The organism is Actinotalea sp., from assembly GCF_041597215.1.
GTDB lineage: Bacteria > Actinomycetota > Actinomycetes > Actinomycetales > Cellulomonadaceae > Actinotalea.
Window position 1 is genome coordinate 1 of sequence record NZ_JBFHHB010000027.1, and the last position, 20,579, is coordinate 20,579.

Here is a 20,579-nt window from a genome sequence, read left to right on the forward strand (position 1 = left end):
CGACACCGAGCGTGGCGCGAAGGTCTCCGGCTCGCGCTTCTACTTCCTCACCGGGATCGGGGCGCGCCTCGAGCTGGCGCTGCTGACCGCTGCGATGGACAAGGCGCTGGCGCACGGCTTCACCCCCATGATCACCCCGACTCTCGTCAAGCCGGAGATCATGCGCGGAACGGGGTTCCTCGGTGCGCACGCCGACGAGATCTACCGGCTGGAGGCCGACGACCTCTACCTGGTCGGCACCTCGGAGGTCGCCCTCGCCGGCTACCACGCCGACGAGATCCTCGACCTGTCGGCCGGGCCGATGCGCTACGCCGGGTGGTCCGCCTGCTACCGGCGTGAGGCGGGCTCCTACGGGAAGGACACCCGCGGGATCATCCGCGTCCACCAGTTCCACAAGGTCGAGATGTTCAGCTGGGTCAGGCCGGAGGACGCCGAGTCCGAGCACGAGCGCCTGCTGGCCCTCGAGGAGGACATGCTCGGCCTCATCGAGCTGCCGTACCGGGTGATCGACGTCGCCGCCGGCGACCTCGGCAGCAGCGCCGCCCGCAAGTTCGACTGCGAGGCATGGCTCCCGAGCCAGCAGCGCTACCTCGAGCTCACCTCCGCCTCCAACTGCACGACGTTCCAGGCGCGCCGCCTCGGGGTGCGCGAGCGCACGGAGGAGGGGATGCGGACGGTCGCGACCCTCAACGGGACGCTGGCCACCACGCGCTGGATCGTCGCGATCCTGGAGAACCACCAGCAGGCCGACGGGTCCGTGCGCGTCCCGCAGGGGCTGCGCCCGTACCTCGGTGGCCTCGAGGTGCTGCACCCGATCGCTCGATGACCGGCCCGCTGCTCGTCGCGCTCGACGTCGACGGCACGTTGCTCAGCTACACCGAGGACCTCGCGGAGGAGGTCGCCGCGGCCGTGGCGGCCGTGCGCGACGCCGGGCACCACGTGGTCATCGCCACGGGCCGCTCGGTGCACGCCACCATGCCGGTCGTGCGCCGGCTCGGCATCGAGACGGGGTGGGCGGTCTGCTCCAACGGCTCGGTGACGGTGCGCCTCGATCCCGCCGCCCCCGAGGGCTACACCGCGCACGAGATCGTCACCTTCGACCCGGCGCCCGCTCTGCGGCTGCTCCATGCCCAGATGCCGGACGCCTTCTTCGCGGTCGAGGACGTCGGCGTCGGCTTCCGGATGAACAAGCTCTTCCCGAACGGGGAGCTGCACGGCGAGCACACTGTGGTCGGCATCGACGACCTCGCAGGCGCCCACGTGACCCGGCTCATCGTCCGGAGCCCCGGCCACACCTCGCAGGAGTTCCACGCGCTCGTCCTGGAGACGGGCCTCGCCGACGTCACCTACGCGATCGGCTGGACGGCCTGGATGGACGTCGCTCCCCAGGGGGTCACCAAGGCGAGCGCGCTGGAGCAGGTCCGCACGACGCTCGGGGTGCCGTCCGGCCGGACCGTCGCGCTCGGCGACGGCAACAACGACATCGACATGCTCCGCTGGGCAGGTCGGGGTGTCGCGATGGGCCATGCGTCCGCCGAGGTCCGCGCCGCGGCGGACGAGGTCACCGGGTCGATCGACGAGGACGGGGCGGCGCTCCTGCTGCGCTCGCTCCTGGGCTGATCCGGCGCGGCCGCGCGGTCGCGACTCGACCTGCCCAGCGGGGCCTGCTCAGCAGCACGCGTCGAGGTGTCGGCGTCCCGGCCGTTGGCGCCGGGGACTGCAAGCGGTGCACAATCCCTACCCATGGCGGCGGGCATCGAAGATGTGGCCCGGGCGGCCGGTGTGAGCACAGCCACCGTCTCCCGTGCTCTGCGCAACCTGCCCAACGTCAACGAGGCCACCAGGGAGCGGGTGCGTGACGCCGCGACCCGGCTCGGCTACGTCGCCTCGCCCTCTGCTGCGAGCCTGGCCTCCGGCCGCACGCGGGCGATCGGCCTGATCAGCCCGTGGGTCAACCGCTGGTTCTTCTCGAACGTCATCGACGCGGCCGAGCGTGAGCTGCGCGCCCACGGCTACGACGTGCTGCTCTACACCTTCGACATCCGCAGGCAGAGCGCGCGTCCCCGGGTCGACCCGGACGTCCTGCGGCGTCGGGTGGACGGGATCCTCGTGGTCGGCCTCCCGCTCGCCGAGGACGAGATCGCCGCCCTGGTGGGCCTGGGCTACCCGCTCGTGTGCATCGGTTGGGGCGGGTCGGAGCAGACCACCGTCCGCGTGGACGACAGGGCGATCGGGCTCGCGGCGACCCGGCACCTGACCTCCCTCGGGCACCGGCGGATCGCGCACCTGACCGGCACCCCCGACGACGTCCACCCCTGGTCGCCTCCTGTCGAGCGCGAGGCGGGGTGGCGCGAGGCGTTGCGGGAGGCGGGGATCGAGCCGGAGGAGGACCTGCTCGAGACGGGCGGGTTCGAGATCGCCGGAGGCCGGGCGTCGATCGCCCGGCTGATCGAGCGGCGCCCCGACCTGACGGCCGTCTTCGCCGCCTCCGACGAGATGGCGATGGGCGCGATCCTCGGGCTCCGCGACCTCGGGCTTCGCGTCCCGCAGGACGTCTCGGTGATCGGGGTCGACGGCCACGAGCTCGGCGAGCTGGTGGGCCTGACGACCTTGGCGCAGCCTGTCGACGAGCAGGGCGCGGCGGCGGCGAGGCTCGTCCTCGACATGATCGACGGGCGTACCGCTCCCGAGAGCGTGGTCTACCCCACTGCCCTCCTCGAGCGGAGCTCCACGGCTCCGCCTCGTGCCTGAGCCGGACGGATCCTGGGCACGTCCTCCCATGTCCGCCTGCTGACCTGGGCATTTCCGATCATCGACCGGCACCGGAGGCGCTTCACCCCCGATGATCGAGGGATGTCGATGGGACCGGTTCGATGAAAGCGTTATCAACTTGTCACCGAGGATCCGGCGAATCGTGTGGCGCCGGTGCCCGTGAAGCCGTTTGATAGGGCTTGTACTCGCCAGGAGCGATCACCTGTCGCTCCCGGATGGTCGAAGGACCACGACGATGTGGAGGAAGTCCATGCTCAGCAACTCTCGACGGCGCTACGCAGTCGTCGCCGGCGGCGTCGGTCTGGCGCTCGCCCTCGCTGCTTGTTCCAGCGGTGACGCGGACGGCGACTCGACCGCGACCTCCGGTGGCGACGGGACGACCGCGGCCGGCTGCGAGGCCTACGCCGACTACGGCGACCTGTCCGGAACGACGGTCTCCGTCTACACCTCGATCGTGTCGCCCGAGGACCAGCCGCACATCGACTCGTACAAGCCGTTCGAGGACTGCACCGGTGCCACGGTCGTCTACGAGGGCTCGAAGGAGTTCGAGGCACAGCTGCTCGTCCGTCTCGCGGCCGGCAACGCCCCTGACATCGCCTACATCCCCCAGCCCGGTCTGCTGAAGACGATCGTCGAGCAGTACCCCGACTCGATCGTCGCCGCGTCCGCCGGCACCGAGGCCAACGTCGACGAGTTCTTCAGCCCGTCGTGGAAGGACTACGGCACGGTCGACGGCACGTTCTACGCCGCACCGCTCGGCGCGAACGTGAAGTCGTTCGTCTGGTACTCCCCGCAGATGTTCGCCGACGGCGGCTACGAGGTCCCGACCACGTGGCAGGAGCTGCTCGACCTGTCCGACCAGATGGTCGCGGACGCCGCGGCCAACGGCACCGGCGCCAAGCCCTGGTGCGCCGGCATCGGCTCCGGTGACGCCACCGGCTGGCCCGCCACCGACTGGCTCGAGGACATCATGCTGCGCACCGCCGGCGGCGAGACCTACGACAAGTGGATCGCCAACGAGGTCAAGTTCACCGACCCCGAGGTCGCCACGGCGCTCGCCGAGGTCGGCAAGATCCTCAAGAACCCGGACTACGTCAACGGCGGTCTCGGTGACGTCGCCTCGATCGCGACGACCACGTTCCAGGACGGTGGCCTTCCGATCGTCCAGAACCAGCTGTGCTACATGCACCGCCAGGCCTCGTTCTACGCCGCCAACTGGCCCGAGGGCACGGTCGTGGCCCCCGACGGCGACGTGTTCGCGTTCTACTTCCCCGGTCTGACCGCTGACGACCGTCCGCTGCTCGGTGGCGGCGAGTTCGTGGCGGCCTTCGACGACCGTCCCGAGGTCGCGGCCTTCCAGGCGTTCCTCGCCAGCCCGGAGTGGGCCAACGCCAAGGCCATCGCCACCCCCGCCGGCGGCTGGGTCTCCGCGAACAGCGGGCTCGACCCGGAGAACCTCGTCTCCGACATCGACAAGCTGTCGGCCGAGCTGCTCGGTGACACCACGCAGACCTTCCGCTTCGACGCCTCCGACCTGATGCCGGCTGCTGTCGGCGCGGGTGCCGAGTGGTCGCAGCTGACGGCGTGGATCACCGGTCAGTCCGACGAGGAGACGCTGGCGAACATCCAGGCCGCCTGGCCTGCCAGCTGAGGTCCTGACCTCATAGCGTGAACGACAGGGGCCCATCCCCGAGATCGTGGATGGGCCCCTGTCGTGTCCCGGCCGACCGCAGGCCGGGACGAAGCCAGCAGAGTACGGTTCGACTCACCACCACCGTCAGAGCCGACGCGGTGGAGCCTCGGCTCCCTGCGTCGCAGCCCGAGGAGGAACGGATGTCCACATCCCCGGTGCCGGACGGCACCGTCGTCGCTCCGAGCGATCCGACCCGATCCCGTCGCCCGCAGGGCACCGAGCCCCGTCGTCCGCGGACCAGGGGCGAGCTGGTCGGCCTCGTCGCGACCTGGGTCGGCGTGGCCGCGCTGGTCGGAGCGGTGACGTCGATCGCCGTCAGCGGCGTCCCCGACTGGGCGCTGACCACGACGACGACCTCCGAGAAGCTCACCCTGATGCTCTTCGCCGTCGTGCTCTTCGTCGTGATCATGGCCCTGATCCTGTCCGTGGTCGAGCGCATCAAGAACATGTCGCCGAACCTCGTCGCGCTGTTCTTCCTCTTTCCCACGGTCATCGGGCTCGGCTTCGGACTCGTCTACCCGGGGATCGACACGATCCGCCGCTCCCTGCTCGACCGCAACGGCAAGGAGTTCGTCGGCCTCGACAACTACCTCACCGCGCTGACCGAGTCCCAGTTCCAGATCGTGCTGCGCAACACGGCGATCTGGGTGATCATGGTGCCGCTCGTCGCCACCCTGATCGGCCTGGTCTACGCCGTCCTCGTCGACAGGACTCGCTTCGAGAAGCAGGCGAAGATCCTCGTCTTCCTGCCGATGTCGATCTCGCTCGTCGGCGCGTCGATCATCTGGAAGTTCGTCTACGACTACCGCCCGGTGCTCGAGGGCGTGCCCGCGGACAAGCAGCCGGCCCAGATCGGGTTGATCAACCAGATCCTCGTGTGGCTCGGCGGGGAACCGCAGCAGTTCCTGCTCAACGCCCCGGCCAACACCTTCTTCCTCATCGTCGTGATGATCTGGATCCAGGCAGGGTTCGCCATGACGGTGCTCTCGGCCTCGATCAAGGCCATCCCCGACGAGATCGTCGAGGCGGCGACGCTCGACGGCCTCGGCGGCTTCCAGATGTTCCGCTACATCACCGTCCCGTCGATCCGCCCCTCGCTCGTCGTGGTCATCACCACGATCGCCATGGGCACCCTGAAGGTCTTCGACGTGGTGCGGACGATGACGGGCGGCAACTTCGACACCTCGGTGGTGGCGTACGAGTTCTACACGCAGAGCTTCGTGCAGCAGAACCCCGGGATGGGCTCGGCCCTCGCCGTCATCCTCTTCATCCTGGTGATCCCGATCATCGCGTACAACGTCCGGCAGCTGCGCAAGTCCGAGGAGATCCGATGACTACCGCCGTCACCACTCCGGTCCGCCAGCCCAAGCTCAGCCGGGCCGACAAGCGCGCCATCGCCGCCAAGGGCAAGCTCACCTCCCCGTGGGCGTCCTTCGCAGCGGTCGTCATCGCCGTCCTGTGGACGATCCCGACCTTCGGCCTCCTGGTCACCTCGATCCGGCCCGAGACCGACATCAAGAGCTCGGGCTGGTGGACCTGGTTCACGAACTTCAACGTGACCGGGGAGAACTACTCCGACGTCCTCACCGGGTCGTCGACGGGCTTCGCGACCTACTTCGTCAACTCGATCGCCATCACCATCCCGGCGGTCGTCATCCCGATCTCGCTCGCGCTGCTCGCGGCGTACGCCTTCGCCTGGATCGACTTCCGCGGTCGCAACATCCTCTTCATCGCCGTGTTCGCGCTCCAGGTGGTCCCGCTGCAGGTCACCCTGATCCCGCTGCTGACGCAGTACGTGCGGTGGGGGATCGCCGGCAGCTACTGGACCGTCTGGCTCTCGCACTCGATCTTCGCGCTGCCGCTGGCGATCTTCCTGCTGCACAACTTCATGAAGGACATCCCGGCCTCGCTCGTCGAGGCGGCCCGCGTCGACGGCGCCGGCCACGTGAAGATCTTCTTCCAGATCATGTTCCCGCTCCTGGTCCCGGCGATCGCCTCGTTCGCGATCTTCCAGTTCCTGTGGGTCTGGAACGACCTGCTGGTCGCGCTGACCTTCGCCGGTGGCACGGCGAACGTGGCGCCACTGACGGTCCGGCTCGCCGAGCTGTCCGGGACGAAGGGAGCCGAGTGGCAGCTGCTGTCCTCGGGTGCCTTCATCGCGATGATCGTCCCGGTCGTGGTCTTCCTCTCGCTCCAGCGGTACTTCGTCCGCGGGCTGCTCGCGGGGTCCGTCAAGGGCTGAGCGCTCCACGCACGACAGGGCCCACCACCGCTGCGGCGGGGTGGGCCCTGTCGTGCCCTGCGGCTCGGGGGTCAGCTCTCCTGGAGGACGGAGAAGACGTTGCCCGCCGGATCGGTGAACCAGGCGATCGCCGGCCCGTGCGGGCCGCGCACGATCCCGGACGCCTCGGTGTGCTCCGCCATCGAGGGGTAGCGCTCGAAGGTCACGCCGGCCGCCGTCAGCTCGGCGACCGCGGCGTCGATGTCGGGGACGGGGAAGTTGAGCACGGTGTAGGAGGCGGGCACGTGCCCGGGGCCCTTGGGGTAGACCAGCACCGGCGACCCCTCGCCGAGGTGCAGCGTGAGCATCCCCTCGGACTCGTCGACCCTGAGGCCCAGCACCTCGCGGTAGAAGGGCGCGACCCGGTCCGTCTCGTCGACGGAGAAGCCGCAGAACGGGCTACGGGTGGTGATCATGAGGGCTCCTCGGGGGTGGTGGGTGCGCGGGAGGCGGGCGCGCCGCCGTTCGTCCGAGCATCCCCCTCGAGGACCGTGACCGCACCCCGCCGGCGGACCGTGGCCGCGGCCCGTCCGCCGACCTCGTAGCCTGGCGCGGTGCCCTCGGTCCCGCCCGTGTCCCCCGTGCCCTCGACGACGGGCCAGGACGGGCGAGGCGGCACGGCCACAGCGAGCGGCGGGCCCCTCGGCCGCATCCCGGCACCGGCCCTCTTCGTCCTCTCGGGGCTGACCCAGTACCTCGGGGCCGCGATCGCCGTCGCGCTCTTCGCGTGGATCGCCCCGGCCGGGATGGCCTGGCTCCGCATCCTCGTCGCCGCCCTCGTTCTGGTGGCCTGGCGGCGGCCGTGGCGGTTGCGATGGACCGGGCGCGACCTCGCCCTCGCGGTGGCGTTCGGTGCTGCTCTCGGCCTGATGAACGTCATGTTCTACATCGCCATCGACCACCTGCCGCTCGGTACCGCGGTGGCCATCGAGTTCCTGGGGCCGGTGGCGGTCGCCGCCATCACCGGCTCGGGCTGGCGGGAGCGCGCGGGGATCGCGCTCGCGGCGGTCGGCGTCGTGCTCCTCGCCGGGGTCACGTTGAGCCTCGGCGGTGAGGACGCGCACCTCGGGCTCCTGGCGATCCTCGCGGCGGCGGCCTGCTGGGCCGGCTACATCCTGCTCGGGCGACGCGTCGCGACGACGGGGGACGGGGTGACGAGGCTGGGTGTGGCGATGGCTGCAGGATCGCTCGTGCTCGCGCCCTTCGTCGGCAGGCTCGGTGCGCCGGTCCTCGGGTCCTGGTCGCTCGCCGCGGCCGTCGTCGGGGTCGCCGTGCTCTCCTCGGTGATTCCCTACGCCCTCGAGCAGGTGGTGCTGCGGCGGGTGAGCGCCGCGAGCTTCGCCGTCCTGCTCGCGCTGCTCCCGGCGACGGCGGCGCTCGTCGGCGCCGTCGTCCTGCGGCAGTGGCCGCATCCGGTGGACGTGCTGGGGCTCGTCCTCGTGTCCGGCGCGATCGCGTTGACCTCCGTGCGCCGCCGGCCCGCTCTCGACGAGGCCGCCGGGGCCTGAGTCCGCGGCGGGCTGCCGCACGACCGTGCGGGGTCAGGGGACCAGCAGGACCTTCCCGAAGACCTCGCCCGAGGCCATCAGCTCGTGGGCGCTCGCGGCCTCGGCGAGCGGGATGCGCGCGTGCACCACGGGCCGTACCCGGCCGGAGGCCACCATCGGCCAGACCTCCGCGCCCACGGCCGCGACGATCTCGGCCTTCTCCCGAGCGGGGCGCGAGCGCAGCGTCGTGCCGAGCACCGTCGCCCGCTTGGCCAGCAGCATCCCCAGGTCGAGCTCCCCGCGGGCCCCGCGCTGCAGGCCGATGACGGCGAGCCGGCCCCCGGTCGCCAGCACGTCCAGGTTGCGACCGAGGTACGCGCCACCGACCACGTCCAGGACGACGTCGGCTCCGCGGCCCTCCGTGGCGGCCCGCACGCGCTCGACGAAGTCCTCGGAGCGGTGGTCGACGACCAGCTCCGCGCCGAGCCCGGAGCACCGCCCTGCCCGCTCCGGCCCGCCGGCCGTCGTCGCGACCCGGGCCCCGTACGCCGCGGCGATCTGCACCGCAAGGGTGCCGACACCGCCGGACCCGCCGTGCACCAGGAGCCACTCGCCGGGGCGCAGGCCCGCGGCACGCAGCGTCGACCAGACGGTGCACGCGGCCTCGGGCAGTGCGGCCCCGTCCACGAGATCGACTCCGTCGGGCACCGGGAGGATCTGCGCATCGGGGGCCGCGACGTACTCGGCGTACCCGCCTCCGTCCACGAGCGCGACGACCTCGGCGCCGACGGACCAGGCGGAACCCGGCCCGCTCGCCACGACCGTTCCGGACACCTCCAGTCCGGGCCAGGCGGGGGCACCCGGCGGTGGCGGGTAGAGCCCCCGGCGCTGCAGGACGTCGGCGTTGTTCACCCCGGCGGCAGCGACGCGCACCACGACCTGCCCGGGGCCGGCCACGGGCTCCGGCGCCTCCCGCACGGTCAGGAGCTCCGGGCCGCCCGGCGTGTCGGTGTTGACGATCCGCATGGAGCGAGTCTCCCAGGAGTCGCTCATGAGGGTGAAAACCCGCCGAAACGACGCATCCCGATCATCGACTTTCCCGAACGGGCTAATGAACGCCGGGTCACGCGCCGATGGGGAGCGGACGGCACACCACCGTACGGTGGTCCCCGTCGCCATTGCGTCGTCCGCGGTCCACCGTCGGGCAGTGAAGGAGAAGCCATGCTTCGCAGGTTGGGGATCCGGGGCAAGGTCCTGGCTGCCCTCACCGGGCCTGTGCTCGTCCTGGTGCTCATCGCAGGGCTGCTCTCCTGGCAGTCGGTGACCTCGGCGCGGACGACCGGTGACGGGGGCAAGATCGCCGAGCTCCTCCTCCCGCACGCCGACGTCGTCGTGGCGCTCCAGGCCGAGCGGACCCAGGCGACGAACCTGGCCGCGGGCCGGCCGGGTGCCGACGTGGAGACCGCGCGAGCGGCGACCGACCGGGCGGTTGCGACGCTGTCCGAGGCGACGGCAAGCCTTCCCGAGGGGATCCTCGACGGACGCATCGACGACCTGGTCGGCCAGGCGGAGAACATGCAGGCCGGTGTCGACATGGTGCGCGGCCGCATCGTCTCCTCCGGCGAGCGTGCCGTGGACACCTCCTACAGCCAGCTCATCGCGAACGTCGTCGCGATGCCGATCCTCCTCTCGCAACGACTGACCGAGCCCGACCTGGCGGCCGACTTCCGCGCCTACGGCCTCGCGCTCACCTCCTCCGAGGAGCTCGCGCACGAGGCTCCGGTGGTGCGTGCTGTCCTGCTCGACCCCCAGGGCGAGCTCGAGTCGGTGCGCTGGCTCCCCGCGTTGATCGCCCTCTCGGACGCCTCGCTCGACTCCACGCGTGCCGCCCTCGCGGCGCTCGCGGTGCCGGGCCTGGAGCTGTCCGATCAGCCAGGCACGCTCGTCACCCTGCGTCAGGCCCTCAGCTCCGGCCTCCCGGAGGCGATCGCCGGCGCGGACGAGGCGCAGTGGTCCCTCGCCGAGGCCATGCAGAGCGAGCTCGCCGTCATCCGCGCGGACCTGCTCGATCTCATCTCGATCGACGCGGCGGCGCTCACGGCCGACGCGAACCGGCAGGCCGCGCTCACCGCCGGCGGCGCGCTCGCCGCCGTCCTGCTCTCGCTCATCCTCGCGCTCACGGTCGCCCGGAGCATCGTGCGCCCGATGCGCAGCCTGACGAAGGCGGCCGTCACCGTGCGCGACGAGCTGCCGCGACTGATCGAGCAGGTGGCGATCCCCGGGCAGAGCCCCGACCTCTCCCTCGCCGAGATCCCGGTGACCTCGAAGGACGAGGTCGGCCGGCTCGCCGCGGCGTTCAACGAGGTCAACGCGACCACCATCCACGTCGCGCAGGAGCAGGCCGCCCTGCGTGGCTCCATCGCGGAGATGTTCGTCAACGTCGCCCGCCGCGACCAGGTCCTCCTCAACCGCCAGCTCAGCTTCATCGACGCGCTGGAGCGGTCGGAGGAGGACCCGAAGGTGCTCGCGGACCTCTTCCGCCTCGACCACCTCGCGACCCGGATGCGCCGCAACGCCGAGTCGCTCCTCGTGCTCGCCGGGATCGACACCGGTCGTCGGCTGCGCGACACGCTGCCGCTGTCCGACGTCATCCGCACCGCATCCTCGGAGATCGAGCACTACGAGCGCGTGCTGCTCGACCTCCCGGCCGACCCGATGATGCTCGGCCACACCGCTCTCCCCGCGGCGCACCTGCTCGCCGAGCTCATCGAGAACGCGACGATGTTCTCCGACCCCGGCAGCCCGGTGCACGTCTCGACGGGTCGCGACGAGACCCATGTGCTGATCACCGTGCTCGACCAGGGCCTCGGCATGAGCGAGGAGGAGCTCGACTCGGCGCATGCCAAGATCGCCTCGGCCTCGGCCGGCGAGGTCCTCGGGGCGCAGCGCCTCGGCATGTTCGTCATCGGTCGCATCGCCGCGCGACTCGGCGCCCAGGTCGAGCTCGCCGCCGGTCCGCACGGCACGGGCACCCGCGCCATGGTCCGGCTTCCGCTCGCGCTGTTCGTCGACATCGCCGACGTGCCGGTGGTCGCCCCGATCGTCCCGGCCGCGACCCTGGGTCAGCACTTCCCCGTGCCGGACCGCAACGAGGCTCCGGAGATCGCCGCGGTGCCGGTCGACCTCGCCCAGCTGACCGACGGTGCGACGGGCCTCGGGCTGCCGCGGCGCCGGGTGCGGGGAGCGGACACCGAGGCCGACGCCCCGAGCACCGCATCGCCGCAGCCCCTCCCGGCCGAGCCCGATGCCTTCGAGCCCGTCGCGTACGAGCCCGTGGGCATCGACGCGCAGCCCCTCGCGCCCGTCGAGACCGCGCCCGTCGAGACCACGCCCGTCGAGCCCGTGGACGTCGAGCCGGTGCCGTTCGAGCCGGTGCCGTTCGCACCCTTCTCCGCCGAGGCGCTCGCCGAGGAGCCCGGCCTCCTGACACCTGCCCTCGGCGAGTCCACGATCCCCGCGGCCCCGGCAGCCGACGCCCTCGCCGGCGCCGCAGCCACGCTCGGCGACGACTGGGCCCCGCTCGTGTCCGAGTCGGCCCCGCTCAGCCGTCGCCGTCGCGGGCAGCACGCCGCCCCGCCCACGCACGAGGTCCCGGTGGTCCCGGCCGAGAACCCGGCCCACGCCGACGCCGAGACCCCGCGTCCATGGGAGGACGGCTCCACCCGTCGGTCCCGCAAGCGCAGGGCGCTGCTGCCCTACGACGCGGTCACCGACTCCCACGCCGAACCGAACGACCTCCCGCAGCGCGGCGAGGAGTCGGCGCAGGCCGCCCGGAACGCGCCCTTCGAGCCCTTCGGCTTCGACGAGCCGCAGGACGGCGGTGCCGGGAGCGACCGTGGGCCGGGTGCCGGCCTCCCCTCGCGGACCCCTGCCGCCTTCACCGAGGCCTGGCCGCCTGCGGCGAGCGCCGAGCCGGTCGCGCCGGAGGCCAGGACGACCATGTTCACCGGCTTCCGGTCCCGCCGGGCCGAGGTCGTCGCCGAGCAGCTGGAGGTCCGCGCGCCTGAGCAGCTCGCGGCCCCTGCCCTCGAGCAGATCGAGACCCCCGAGGTGGAGCAGGCCGAGCCTGTGGTCGAGCCCGAGGCGCCCGCGTTCGTGATCCCGAGCCTGGTGGACGACGACGACTGGTCGGTCGAGCAGGACGTGCCGTTCGGTGTCCCCGTCGAGTACCACGAGACGTCGGAGCCGTGGGCGCAGCAGGGTCGTGCGGCCGAGCCGTGGGAGACCGGCTACGCCGAGGCCGCCGACGACGAGGCCGACTACGGCGCCGCGCACTGGGCTGCCGTTCCCGAGACCCCTGCCGAGCAGAGCTCGTCGACGGCCTGGGCGCCGGTGAGCGAGACCGGGACCGAGCACAGCTGGGCGCCGCCCGCACCGGCTCCCTCGACGCAGGTCCCCGTCGGGGCCACGACTCCCGTTCCGCCGCCGCCGCCGCCGCCCGCGGCGGAGCTCCCCGCTGCCTGGGCCGCGGCCGCTCCGGAGCTCCCGGTCGACGACGGCACGGCCGCCCCCGACTTCTCCGCCCTCGTCAACGGAGCGGCGCCGGCCGCTGTCGAGGTGCCGAAGGCACGTCGCGGGCTCTTCGGCCGCCGTGCCCCGAAGGAGCCCAAGCCCCCCGCGGCAGCCAAGCCGCCGAAGGCCCCGAAGCCGCCCAAGCCTCCGAAGGCGCCCAAGGCCGGCAAGGGCGTGGCGCCTGCCGCGCCTCCGCCGCTGATCCTCCCGCAGGCCGACGCGGAGACCATGGCGGCGTTCTCGGCCGCGGTCCCGCCCGTCACTCCCGACCGGCAGTCGGCTTGGTCCTCCCGTGGCTCGCACGCCCAGCGGACCTGGGGGCCGGAGGAGCACGAGGCCGCGGCCGACGCTCCTGCGGCCGACGACGGCCTTTCCGCCGCCGAGGAGCTCGCTTCGCTCTCGCACGGTCATGAGGTGGACGAGGCCGTCGCGGCCGCGGAGCCGGAGGTCGTCGCGGAGCAGAGCCCCGCTCCGGTCGCCCCGCCGGTCGCCCCGCCGGTCGTCGCTCCGGTCGCGGCTCCCGCCGCCACCCGAGGCACCTCCTGGACCCCCGACCCGAACGCCGTCGAGTTCACGACGCAGTCCGCATGGCCGAGCGCGTCCCGGCCGCGCACCCCGGCCGCGGCGGAGCAGTCGCCCGTCGAGGACGACCAGCAGGCGCCCGAGGCGACCACGACGGAGCGCGAGGTCCCGACCTCGGACTCCGGGCTGCCGGTGCGGACGCCGACGCCGGCGGCTCCAGGCGCTCTGCCGGCCCGGTCGGTGCCGGCCCAGCAGGGCTTCACGACCTTCGTTCCCTCGGACGACGTCCGGGACGACGACCCGCTCTCGCTGCGCGCCGGCATCGCCCAGCAGGCCCTTGCCGAGCTGAGCGAGCTCTCCGCGTACCGCCCGCAGGCCGTGGGCAGCGCCCAGCCGCTCGTGCGCCGCACTCCCGTCGCCGTCCCCAAGGACGAGCCGACGCAGCCCCGCCGTCCCGCCGCACCGCGGGACGCCAACGAGGTCCGCTCGCTCTTGGCGAGCTTCCAGTCCGGGACGACGCGCGGCCGATCTGCGGCCGACGCGCAGGAACCGGTGACAGCATCCAGTGACGCAGCCAAGCAGGGCACCTCGTGGTGACCCCCGGAGGAGGACACGTGACCACCGTGAGCTCAGAAGCCACGAACTACGCCTGGCTCCTGGACAACTTCGTCCACCGGGTCACGGGCGCCCAGCACACGCTCGCCGTCTCGGCCGACGGTCTGCTCATGGCCATGTCGGCGAACCTGGACCGCACCAGTGGCGACCAGCTGTCGGCGATCGTCGCCGGCATGTCGAGCCTGACCCGTGGCGCGGCCCGCCAGCTCAAGGCCGGCGAGGTCCGCCAGGCGATCGTGGAGATGGACGACATGTTCCTCTTCCTGATGAGCGTCTCGGACGGGTCGGTGCTCGCCGTCGTCGCGGACTCGACCTGTGATGTCGGCCTGGTCGGGTACGAGATGGCGATGCTCGTCTCGCGCACCGAGTCGATCCTCACGCCGCAGCTCGTCTCCGAGATGCGTGGTGCGCTGCCCGTCGACGGCGCGCTCCGGGCTCCGGTGGCGTGACGGTCCGATGAGCGCGCACTCCTCCGGTCGGGCCGAGGCCCCTGACGACCACGGTGGGCAGTACGAGACGCGAACCGTGCGTCCGTACGCCGTCACCGGCGGCCGGGTCAGGGCCGCCGGTGCCGATCTGCCGATCGAGGCCCTGGTGGAGGTGCTCCCGTCGGCCGCGACGGCCACAGGGCTCCCGCCCGAGAAGAGGGCGATCCTCCAGCACGCCGGTCACACCTTCGTCTCCGTCGCCGAGCTCTCCGCCCTGCTGCGCCTGCCGCTCGGCGTCGTGCGGGTGCTGGTCGCCGATCTTGCGGACCTCGAGTACATCCGCATCCACAGCTCCATGCCGGTGAGCTTGCACACCGGTCAGTCCCCTGCCCTGTCCCTCAGCGTGCTGGAGAGTGTTCTCAATGGCATTGCAGCCCTCTGACGTGGCCGTGAGCGAACCGGTCGCTGCCGGCGCGCGCGTGGCTCCCACCGTCGTGAAGATCGTCGTCGCCGGCGGGTTCGCCGTCGGCAAGACGACCTTCATCGGCTCGATCTCCGACATCGAACCGCTCAACACCGAGGCGGCGATGACCGAGCACTCGCTCGGCGTCGACGACGCGGGCGGGGTGAGCGACCGCAAGACGACGACCACCGTCGCCATGGACTTCGGTCGGATCGAGCTCGCCGGCTCGCTCTGGTTGTACCTGTTCGGCACTCCGGGGCAGGACCGCTTCCTGTTCATGTGGGACGACCTCGTGCGCGGCGCGATCGGCGCCGTCGTGCTCGTCGACACCGAGCGGCTCGACCAGTGCTTCCCCGCTGTCGACTACTTCGAGAGCCGGGGCATCCCGTTCGTCGTCGCGGTCAACTGCTTCGACGGCGTGGCCCGCCACCGCCTCGAGGACGTCCGCGAGGCGCTCTCGGTGCCGGCGCACGTGCCGCTCATGTACACCGACGCCCGCTCGCGTGCGGCCACCAAGCAGGCCCTGATCTCCGTGGTCAAGCTGGCGATGGAGCGACTGCGCGCCTGAGCCCTCCGGGGCCTGGCTAGGCTGACGGTCGGGACAGGGCCGCAGTGCAGGACGGACGAGGATGCTCATCTACGCCGACGGTGGGGCGCTGGCCCGCGCCGTCACGCAGGAGCCCGAGTCCGCCGCGTGGCAACTCCTCGTCGACGAGCGGGAGGACGACCTCGTCACCTCCCCGCTCGGGCTGACCGAGCTGCGCCGGATCGCCGACCCGCTGGGGCCCGAGGCGAGGACCGCCGCCCGCGACCTCGCGGACCGGATCGTCGTCGTGCGCTTCTCCGACCAGTCGCTGCGGTCCGCCGCGATGGCCGCCGGGGTCGCCTCGCCGTTCACCGCGATCCATGTGGGCATCGCCGCTGCACACCCCGACGTCGACAGCGTGGCGACCTACGACGTGCTGCTGGCTCGGCTCGCGGTGATCCACGGGCTGACCGTCATGAGCCCGGGCCGTGCCGACCGCTGGTGGGAGGACTGAGGGGGTCGGTGGCGGACCCCGACGCTGGCACAATGGGGTCGCCCTGAGGGGCAGCGCGCCCCCGAGGGCGTGGGAGGGCTGACAGAGCGGCCGAATGTGACGGTCTTGAAAACCGTTGTGCAGTGACCCTGCACCAAGGGTTCGAATCCCTTGCCCTCCGCCCGTGACGGCCCGCTCACCGCAGCGGGTCGGGCAGCCGCCAGACGGCGTTGCGGTCGGCCGGGGTGCCCTCGGTGGAGCCGCGGTGACCGAGGGCTCCACGCACCCGGTAGTCGTTGGCCGCGAGCGCGCGCGAGACGGCGGCGAGCCCTGCGGGGTCGCTCATGGCCTCGGGGCCCCACGCGGGACCGGCGGAGTGGTCGACGACGGTGCTCGCGATCGCCACGGTGCCGCCCGCCTCCCGGACGACCTCCAGGACGCGCAGCTGCTGGGGCCAGTCGATCAGCGAGGACGTGGTGATCTCCCAGAGCCCGCCCTCGCGCCCCGGCGCCGCGTGCCACAGGTGGCTGTGGGCGTGCACATGCCCGGCCACCCAGGCGATCACCGAGGGGAATCGGAGCAGCAGCCCGAGGACCTCGTCCGCCAGGTGCCGGGGCTCGGCACCCGAGGGTGCGTAGCCGTTGGTCAGCGTCCACGAGGGGTGGTGCGAGGTGACGACGACGTAGCGGTCCTGCGCCCGTTCGAGCTCGGTCTCGAGCCAGGCGAGCTGCTCGGAGCCGACGGAGCCCTGCCAGCCGCCGTGCGGGTTCACGGTGTCCAGTGCGAGGACCCGGACCTCACCGACGTCGCGCGCCCACCACCCACGCTCGGGGCGCTCGACGAGTCCGCGCTCCGGGTCAGGCGCGACGGCGATCCGGGGGGCGGTGTCGTCATGGGTGTAGCGCGCCGGGCCGAGCGGGGCGGCGCCCTCCAGGATCACCAAGGGCGTCTGCCCGGCGGAGAGGCCGACGATCCGCTCCGTCCCGGTGGCCAGCGCGTGCAGGGCCGGCGTCGGCGCGACGGTGCCCTGGAGCAGGCTGTCGTGGTTGCCGTGCACGGTCAGCAACGGCAAGCCGGCGCCCGGTGAGCGCACCGGGCGCCGCGCGGCCTCGACGAGTCCAGGGATCCGCGGGTAGCCGTAGCGGGCCGTCGGCAGGTCGGCGGGCTCGCCGTCGGCCGGGCCGTCGGGATGCCAGAAGTAGGCACGCCAGTCCCCAGTCCCGGAAGCGCCGACCCAGCTGCTCCTGGCCGGGTCCCCGCTCCACGGCGAGACCACGCGACCGGTCATCAGCTCGGTGTACCAGCGAAGCTCGTTGGACTGGGCGTTGTCGGTGACGTCCCCCGTGGCGAGCAGGGCGTCCAGCGGGGCTCCCGTGACCGGGCCGCGTCCCACCCGACCGACGGCGGTCAGGGCGCAGGCCGCGACCTGCACGGTGAGGATCTCCTGCGGGCGGTAGGTGCCGATCACCCCGAGCCGGGCGGCGTACGGTGCGCCGGGGTCGCCGTGGTGGTCGAGGTACTCCTGGCGTGCGGGGGACTCGGCATCGCACAGGTGCAGGTCGGACAGGTGCGCGAGGGCGAGCAGCACCCGTCCCCCCGGGTCGGGCGCGGCACCCGAATGCGGCTCGCCCGGCGCGGCGACGAGCCCGCGCCAGCCGAGCGACGGGTCGCCGCCGGTCGCGCCTGCAGCCGCCTGCGCTGCCCGACCCGGTTCGGCCGGCGCGGGCCGCAGGGTGCCGTGGAGGGTCGTCGGCGGCGCGCTCTCGCCGCCCTGCGCGCTCACTGCAGGACGACGGCGCCGGCCGTGGACCGCACCGAGACGGCGACCGGGTCGCCGGTTCGCAGGTCCTGTGCGTCCGCGCCGAGCACATCGGCGGTGATCATGTCCTCGCCCGGGTGGGTGAGGACCACGCGCGTGAAGGCGCCGAGGAACGACACGCTGCGCACCCGGGCGGGAGCCGAGCCCGCTGCCTCGTGCGGGGTGAGCGCGCGGACCTCGAGCTGTTCGGGCCGGACGACCGCCGTCGCCCGACCGGTGCCGATCGCGTCGGCGGACAACCCCTCGTCGGCGACCGTCACCGGTCCGCCCAGCACGTGCCAGGCGGCGGCCCTGCGGGTGGCCGAGAGCCGGTTGACGGTGCCGACGAACCCCGCGACGAACGCGGTGGCCGGCCGGGACCAGAGCGTGCGTGGCGGGTCGATCTGCTCGAGCACCCCGTCGCGCATGACCGCGACGCGGTCGGCGACAGCCATCGCCTCGTGCTGGTCGTGCGTGACGAACACGGTGGTCACCCCGACCTCCTGCTGGAGGCGGCGGATCTCCTCGCGCAGGTGCTCGCGGACCTGGGCGTCCAGGGCCGAGAGCGGCTCGTCGAGCAGCAGCAGGCGCGGCTCCGTCGCGATCGCGCGCGCCAGGGCCACGCGCTGCTTCTGCCCACCGGACATCTGGTGCGGGAACTTCGACGCGTGCGTCTCCAGGCGCGTCACCTCGAGCAGCCGGTCGACCGTCGCGGCGATCTCCTTCGCCCCCGTGCGTCGCACCTTGAGGCCGAACTCGACGTTCTGACGCGCGGTGAGGTTCGGGAACAGGCTGTACTCCTGGAAGACCATCCCGAACCGACGGTCCTTCGGGGGGACGGTGGTGACGTCCTGGTCGTCGACGAGGATCCGACCGGCGTCCGGACGCTCGAAGCCCGCGAGCAGGCGCAGGGCTGTCGTCTTGCCGCAGCCCGACGGGCCGAGCAGGGCGACGAGCTCCCCGGACTCGACCCGCAGGTGCAGATCGGCCAGCGCGACCGTCGTGCCGAACTCCTTGCGCACGGCGGTCATCTCGATGGTGGCCATGGTGTCCTCTCAGATTCCGGTGGTCGTGACGCCGAGGCCCCGACGGCGCAGGAGCTGCACGACGGCGCCGAGGGCGAGGGTGGTGAGCAGCAGCAGGGCAAGAGCCAGTGCCATCCCGGCCTGCGGTGCCTGGCGCTGGTACACGACGAGGTAGGTGGGCAGGGTCTCCTTGAGCAGGAGCGAGGCGAAGGCGAACTCCCCGAGCACGGTGGCGGCCGTGAGCCCGCTCGCCGCGACGATCGAGGCGCTCATGTTCGGGACGATCACCCGGAGCAGGACCGTGGGCATCGACGCGCCGAGGCTCTGCGCCGCCTCGACGAGGGTGCGGGCGTTGATCGCGCGGAGACCGGCGTCCAGGGCGCGGTAGGTGAACGGCATCGCCCACAACGCGTAGAACGGCACGAGGCTGAGGGTCGAGGAGAGGAACCACGGGGCGATCGTGCGGAAGGTGGCCGCCACGCCGACGACGAGGGCGATCGGCGGGATCACCCATGGGAGCAGGGTCACCCCGGTGAGCACCGGTCGCAGCCGGGGAGCGCGGATCTCGGCGAGCACGGCCAGCGGGAGCAGCAGGGCGAGGTTGAGCACGATCGCGAGCACCGCGAGGGTGACGCTCACCTGGGCGGCCTCCCACAGGCCCGGCTCGGTCAGGGCCTCGCCGAGCCGCCGCAGGGACCAGGAGTCGGTCAGGGTGCCGAGGGTGAGCGTGGCGACCGGGATGTTCTGGAAGGCGAAGCGGGCCATCGCCAGCTGGGGGAGCAGGAAGAACAGCCCGAGGGCGAGCAGGAAGCCCCAACGGGCGAGCTCGGCGCCCGTGGTCCCGCGACGGCGCCTGCCCGCGGGGGAGGGGCGCCCGGGGGTCGTGAGCCCGGCGGCGCTCATCCGCGGGCCCATCGCGCGGCGCGGCGTTGCGCGAGAGTCATCAGAGCGACCCCGGCGAGCATGAGCAGCACGGTCCAGGTGACCAGGGCGTAGCCGAGGTCCTGCTCACCGGTGATGACGTTGCCCTGCAGGACGAAGCGGATCTGGAGCGGGACGAGCTGTCCGCTGGAGGAGAGCACGTACGCCGTCGCGTAGGCGCTGAAGGCGTTGACGAACAGCAGGAACATCCCGCCGAGGACGGACGGGGCCAGGACCGGGAGGGCGACCGTTCCCCAGTAGCGCACCGGCCCGGCGCCCATCAGCGTCGCCGCCTCGCGCCAGGTCTCGCGCAGCCCGGAGACGGCCGGCATGACCACGAGGAACATCAGCGGGATCTGGAAGTACAGGTACACCAGGGTCATCCCGGAGAGGGAGGCCAGCGAGAACCCGGACCCGACCAGGTCGATCCCGATGCCGGCGAGCGCCTTGGTGACGATCCCCTGGGTCCCCAGCGCCGCGACGAACGCGAAGGCGAGGGGCACCCCGCCGAGCTGGGCGGCGACCGAGCACCAGGCGTCCAGCACCGGTCGCACCCAGGCGGGCCGGCGCAGCCCGCGCACGACCAGGGCGAGGAGCAGGCCCAGCAGGCCACCGATCAGCGCGGTGCTCGTCGACAGCGCGAGCGAGTTGCGGAAGGCGCTGCGGTACGGGCCGGAGACGGCGCGCTCCATGGCGCTCAGCCCGAGGACGCCCTCGGGTGTCACCGCTTTCGCGACGACGGTCAGCATCGGCCACAGCAGGAACAGCCCGACGAAGGCGAGGAAGGGGATCAGGGCGATCGTCGCCCCGCTCGGGCGGTGGGCCCGCAGCCAGGTGGCCGCGGCCGCGCGCCGGCCGGCCCCGGCGCGGGGTGCACGGTCGGCTCCGTCCATCGGGGCTGCGCCGAGCGGTGCGGTCCGCGTCGCGGGAAGCGGGCCGGCCGGGCAGAGCTCCGCTCCGGCAAGCGCGTTGAGCAGCGTCGA

18 protein-coding genes and 1 tRNA gene are annotated in these 20,579 nt (G+C 72.6%); 13 read left to right on the plus strand and 6 right to left on the minus strand.

Translation table 11 applies throughout. From position 1 onward, the window contains the following. The 6 genes from serS to ABWK99_RS03660 form a co-directional block, all read left to right on the plus strand. The coding region (serS, locus tag ABWK99_RS03635; protein ID WP_372593336.1) for a serine--tRNA ligase at positions 1-826 on the plus strand (826 nt) is incomplete at its 5' end. Continuing rightward, positions 823-1,620, plus strand: coding sequence for an HAD family hydrolase (locus tag ABWK99_RS03640; protein WP_372593337.1), 798 nt, complete (start codon positions 823-825; stop codon positions 1,618-1,620). The genes serS and ABWK99_RS03640, both read left to right, overlap by 4 nt. A gap of 123 nt (positions 1,621-1,743) precedes the next feature. After that, positions 1,744-2,751 (plus strand): LacI family DNA-binding transcriptional regulator, encoded by a 1,008-nt coding sequence (locus ABWK99_RS03645; protein WP_372593338.1) that lies wholly within the window; start codon positions 1,744-1,746, stop codon positions 2,749-2,751. A gap of 256 nt (positions 2,752-3,007) precedes the next feature. Beyond that, complete coding sequence (locus tag ABWK99_RS03650) at positions 3,008-4,423, plus strand: ABC transporter substrate-binding protein (protein WP_372593339.1); 1,416 nt, start codon at positions 3,008-3,010, stop codon at positions 4,421-4,423. 416 nt (positions 4,424-4,839) lie between these two features. Continuing rightward, the gene (locus tag ABWK99_RS03655) at positions 4,840-5,799 is read left to right on the plus strand and encodes a carbohydrate ABC transporter permease (RefSeq protein ID WP_372593351.1); all 960 of its coding nucleotides are present in this window, start codon (positions 4,840-4,842) and stop codon (positions 5,797-5,799) included. Next, positions 5,796-6,707: a carbohydrate ABC transporter permease gene (locus tag ABWK99_RS03660; RefSeq protein ID WP_372593340.1), complete on the plus strand. Its 912-nt coding sequence runs from the start codon at positions 5,796-5,798 to the stop codon at positions 6,705-6,707. The genes ABWK99_RS03655 and ABWK99_RS03660 overlap by 4 nt, the downstream gene beginning before the upstream one ends. 71 nt (positions 6,708-6,778) lie before the next feature. Here the strand turns inward: ABWK99_RS03660 and ABWK99_RS03665 are convergent, their stop codons facing one another. Continuing rightward, on the minus strand, positions 6,779-7,162 hold the full coding sequence (locus ABWK99_RS03665; RefSeq protein WP_372593341.1) for a VOC family protein: 384 nt from the start codon (positions 7,160-7,162) through the stop codon (positions 6,779-6,781). A 234-nt stretch (positions 7,163-7,396) separates the two neighbouring features. Between ABWK99_RS03665 and ABWK99_RS03670 the strand changes: the two genes are divergently transcribed. Beyond that, a complete protein-coding gene (locus ABWK99_RS03670) occupies positions 7,397-8,254 on the plus strand; it encodes a DMT family transporter (protein WP_372593352.1) in 858 nt (285 codons plus the stop codon). 33 nt (positions 8,255-8,287) lie between these two features. Here ABWK99_RS03670 and ABWK99_RS03675 read toward each other — a convergent pair whose 3' ends face one another. Next, positions 8,288-9,259 carry an NAD(P)H-quinone oxidoreductase gene (locus tag ABWK99_RS03675; RefSeq protein ID WP_372593342.1) on the minus strand — a complete coding sequence of 324 codons (972 nt, stop codon included), beginning with the start codon at positions 9,257-9,259 and terminating at the stop codon, positions 8,288-8,290. Between the two features lie 195 nt (positions 9,260-9,454). Here ABWK99_RS03675 and ABWK99_RS03680 point away from each other — a divergent pair, with 195 nt between their 5' ends. The 6 genes from ABWK99_RS03680 to ABWK99_RS03705 all read left to right on the plus strand — a co-directional run bounded on the left by ABWK99_RS03680 (position 9,455) and on the right by ABWK99_RS03705 (position 16,033). After that, positions 9,455-13,924 carry an ATP-binding protein gene (locus ABWK99_RS03680; RefSeq protein WP_372593343.1) on the plus strand — a complete coding sequence of 1,490 codons (4,470 nt, stop codon included), beginning with the start codon at positions 9,455-9,457 and terminating at the stop codon, positions 13,922-13,924. Positions 13,925-13,950: 26 nt separating this feature from the next. After that, entirely contained in the window at positions 13,951-14,391 is a 441-nt protein-coding gene (locus tag ABWK99_RS03685; RefSeq protein ID WP_372593353.1) for a roadblock/LC7 domain-containing protein, read from the plus strand. A gap of 7 nt (positions 14,392-14,398) precedes the next feature. Beyond that, positions 14,399-14,812 carry a DUF742 domain-containing protein gene (locus tag ABWK99_RS03690; protein WP_372593344.1) on the plus strand — a complete coding sequence of 138 codons (414 nt, stop codon included), beginning with the start codon at positions 14,399-14,401 and terminating at the stop codon, positions 14,810-14,812. Next, positions 14,793-15,401, plus strand: a complete 609-nt coding sequence (locus ABWK99_RS03695) for an ATP/GTP-binding protein (protein WP_372593345.1) — start codon at positions 14,793-14,795, stop codon at positions 15,399-15,401. Before ABWK99_RS03690 ends, ABWK99_RS03695 begins: the two co-directional genes overlap by 20 nt. Before the next feature lie 61 nt (positions 15,402-15,462). Next, positions 15,463-15,873, plus strand: a complete 411-nt coding sequence (locus ABWK99_RS03700; protein WP_372593346.1) for a hypothetical protein — start codon at positions 15,463-15,465, stop codon at positions 15,871-15,873. 72 nt (positions 15,874-15,945) lie between these two features. Next, positions 15,946-16,033: transfer RNA gene (locus ABWK99_RS03705), tRNA-Ser, on the plus strand. 15 nt (positions 16,034-16,048) lie between these two features. Here ABWK99_RS03705 and ABWK99_RS03710 read toward each other — a convergent pair. From ABWK99_RS03710 to ABWK99_RS03725, 4 genes are all read right to left on the minus strand, one after another. After that, complete coding sequence (locus tag ABWK99_RS03710; RefSeq protein ID WP_372593347.1) at positions 16,049-17,635, minus strand: metallophosphoesterase; 1,587 nt, start codon at positions 17,633-17,635, stop codon at positions 16,049-16,051. After that, positions 17,632-18,696 carry an ABC transporter ATP-binding protein gene (locus tag ABWK99_RS03715; protein WP_372593348.1) on the minus strand — a complete coding sequence of 355 codons (1,065 nt, stop codon included), beginning with the start codon at positions 18,694-18,696 and terminating at the stop codon, positions 17,632-17,634. Before ABWK99_RS03715 ends, ABWK99_RS03710 begins: the two co-directional genes overlap by 4 nt. 9 nt (positions 18,697-18,705) lie before the next feature. Beyond that, positions 18,706-19,578 (minus strand): ABC transporter permease subunit, encoded by an 873-nt coding sequence (locus tag ABWK99_RS03720; protein ID WP_372593349.1) that lies wholly within the window; start codon positions 19,576-19,578, stop codon positions 18,706-18,708. Then, positions 19,575-20,579, minus strand: a 1,005-nt coding sequence (locus ABWK99_RS03725) for an ABC transporter permease subunit (protein ID WP_372593350.1), incomplete at its 5' end; no start/stop codon positions are given. The genes ABWK99_RS03720 and ABWK99_RS03725, both read right to left, overlap by 4 nt.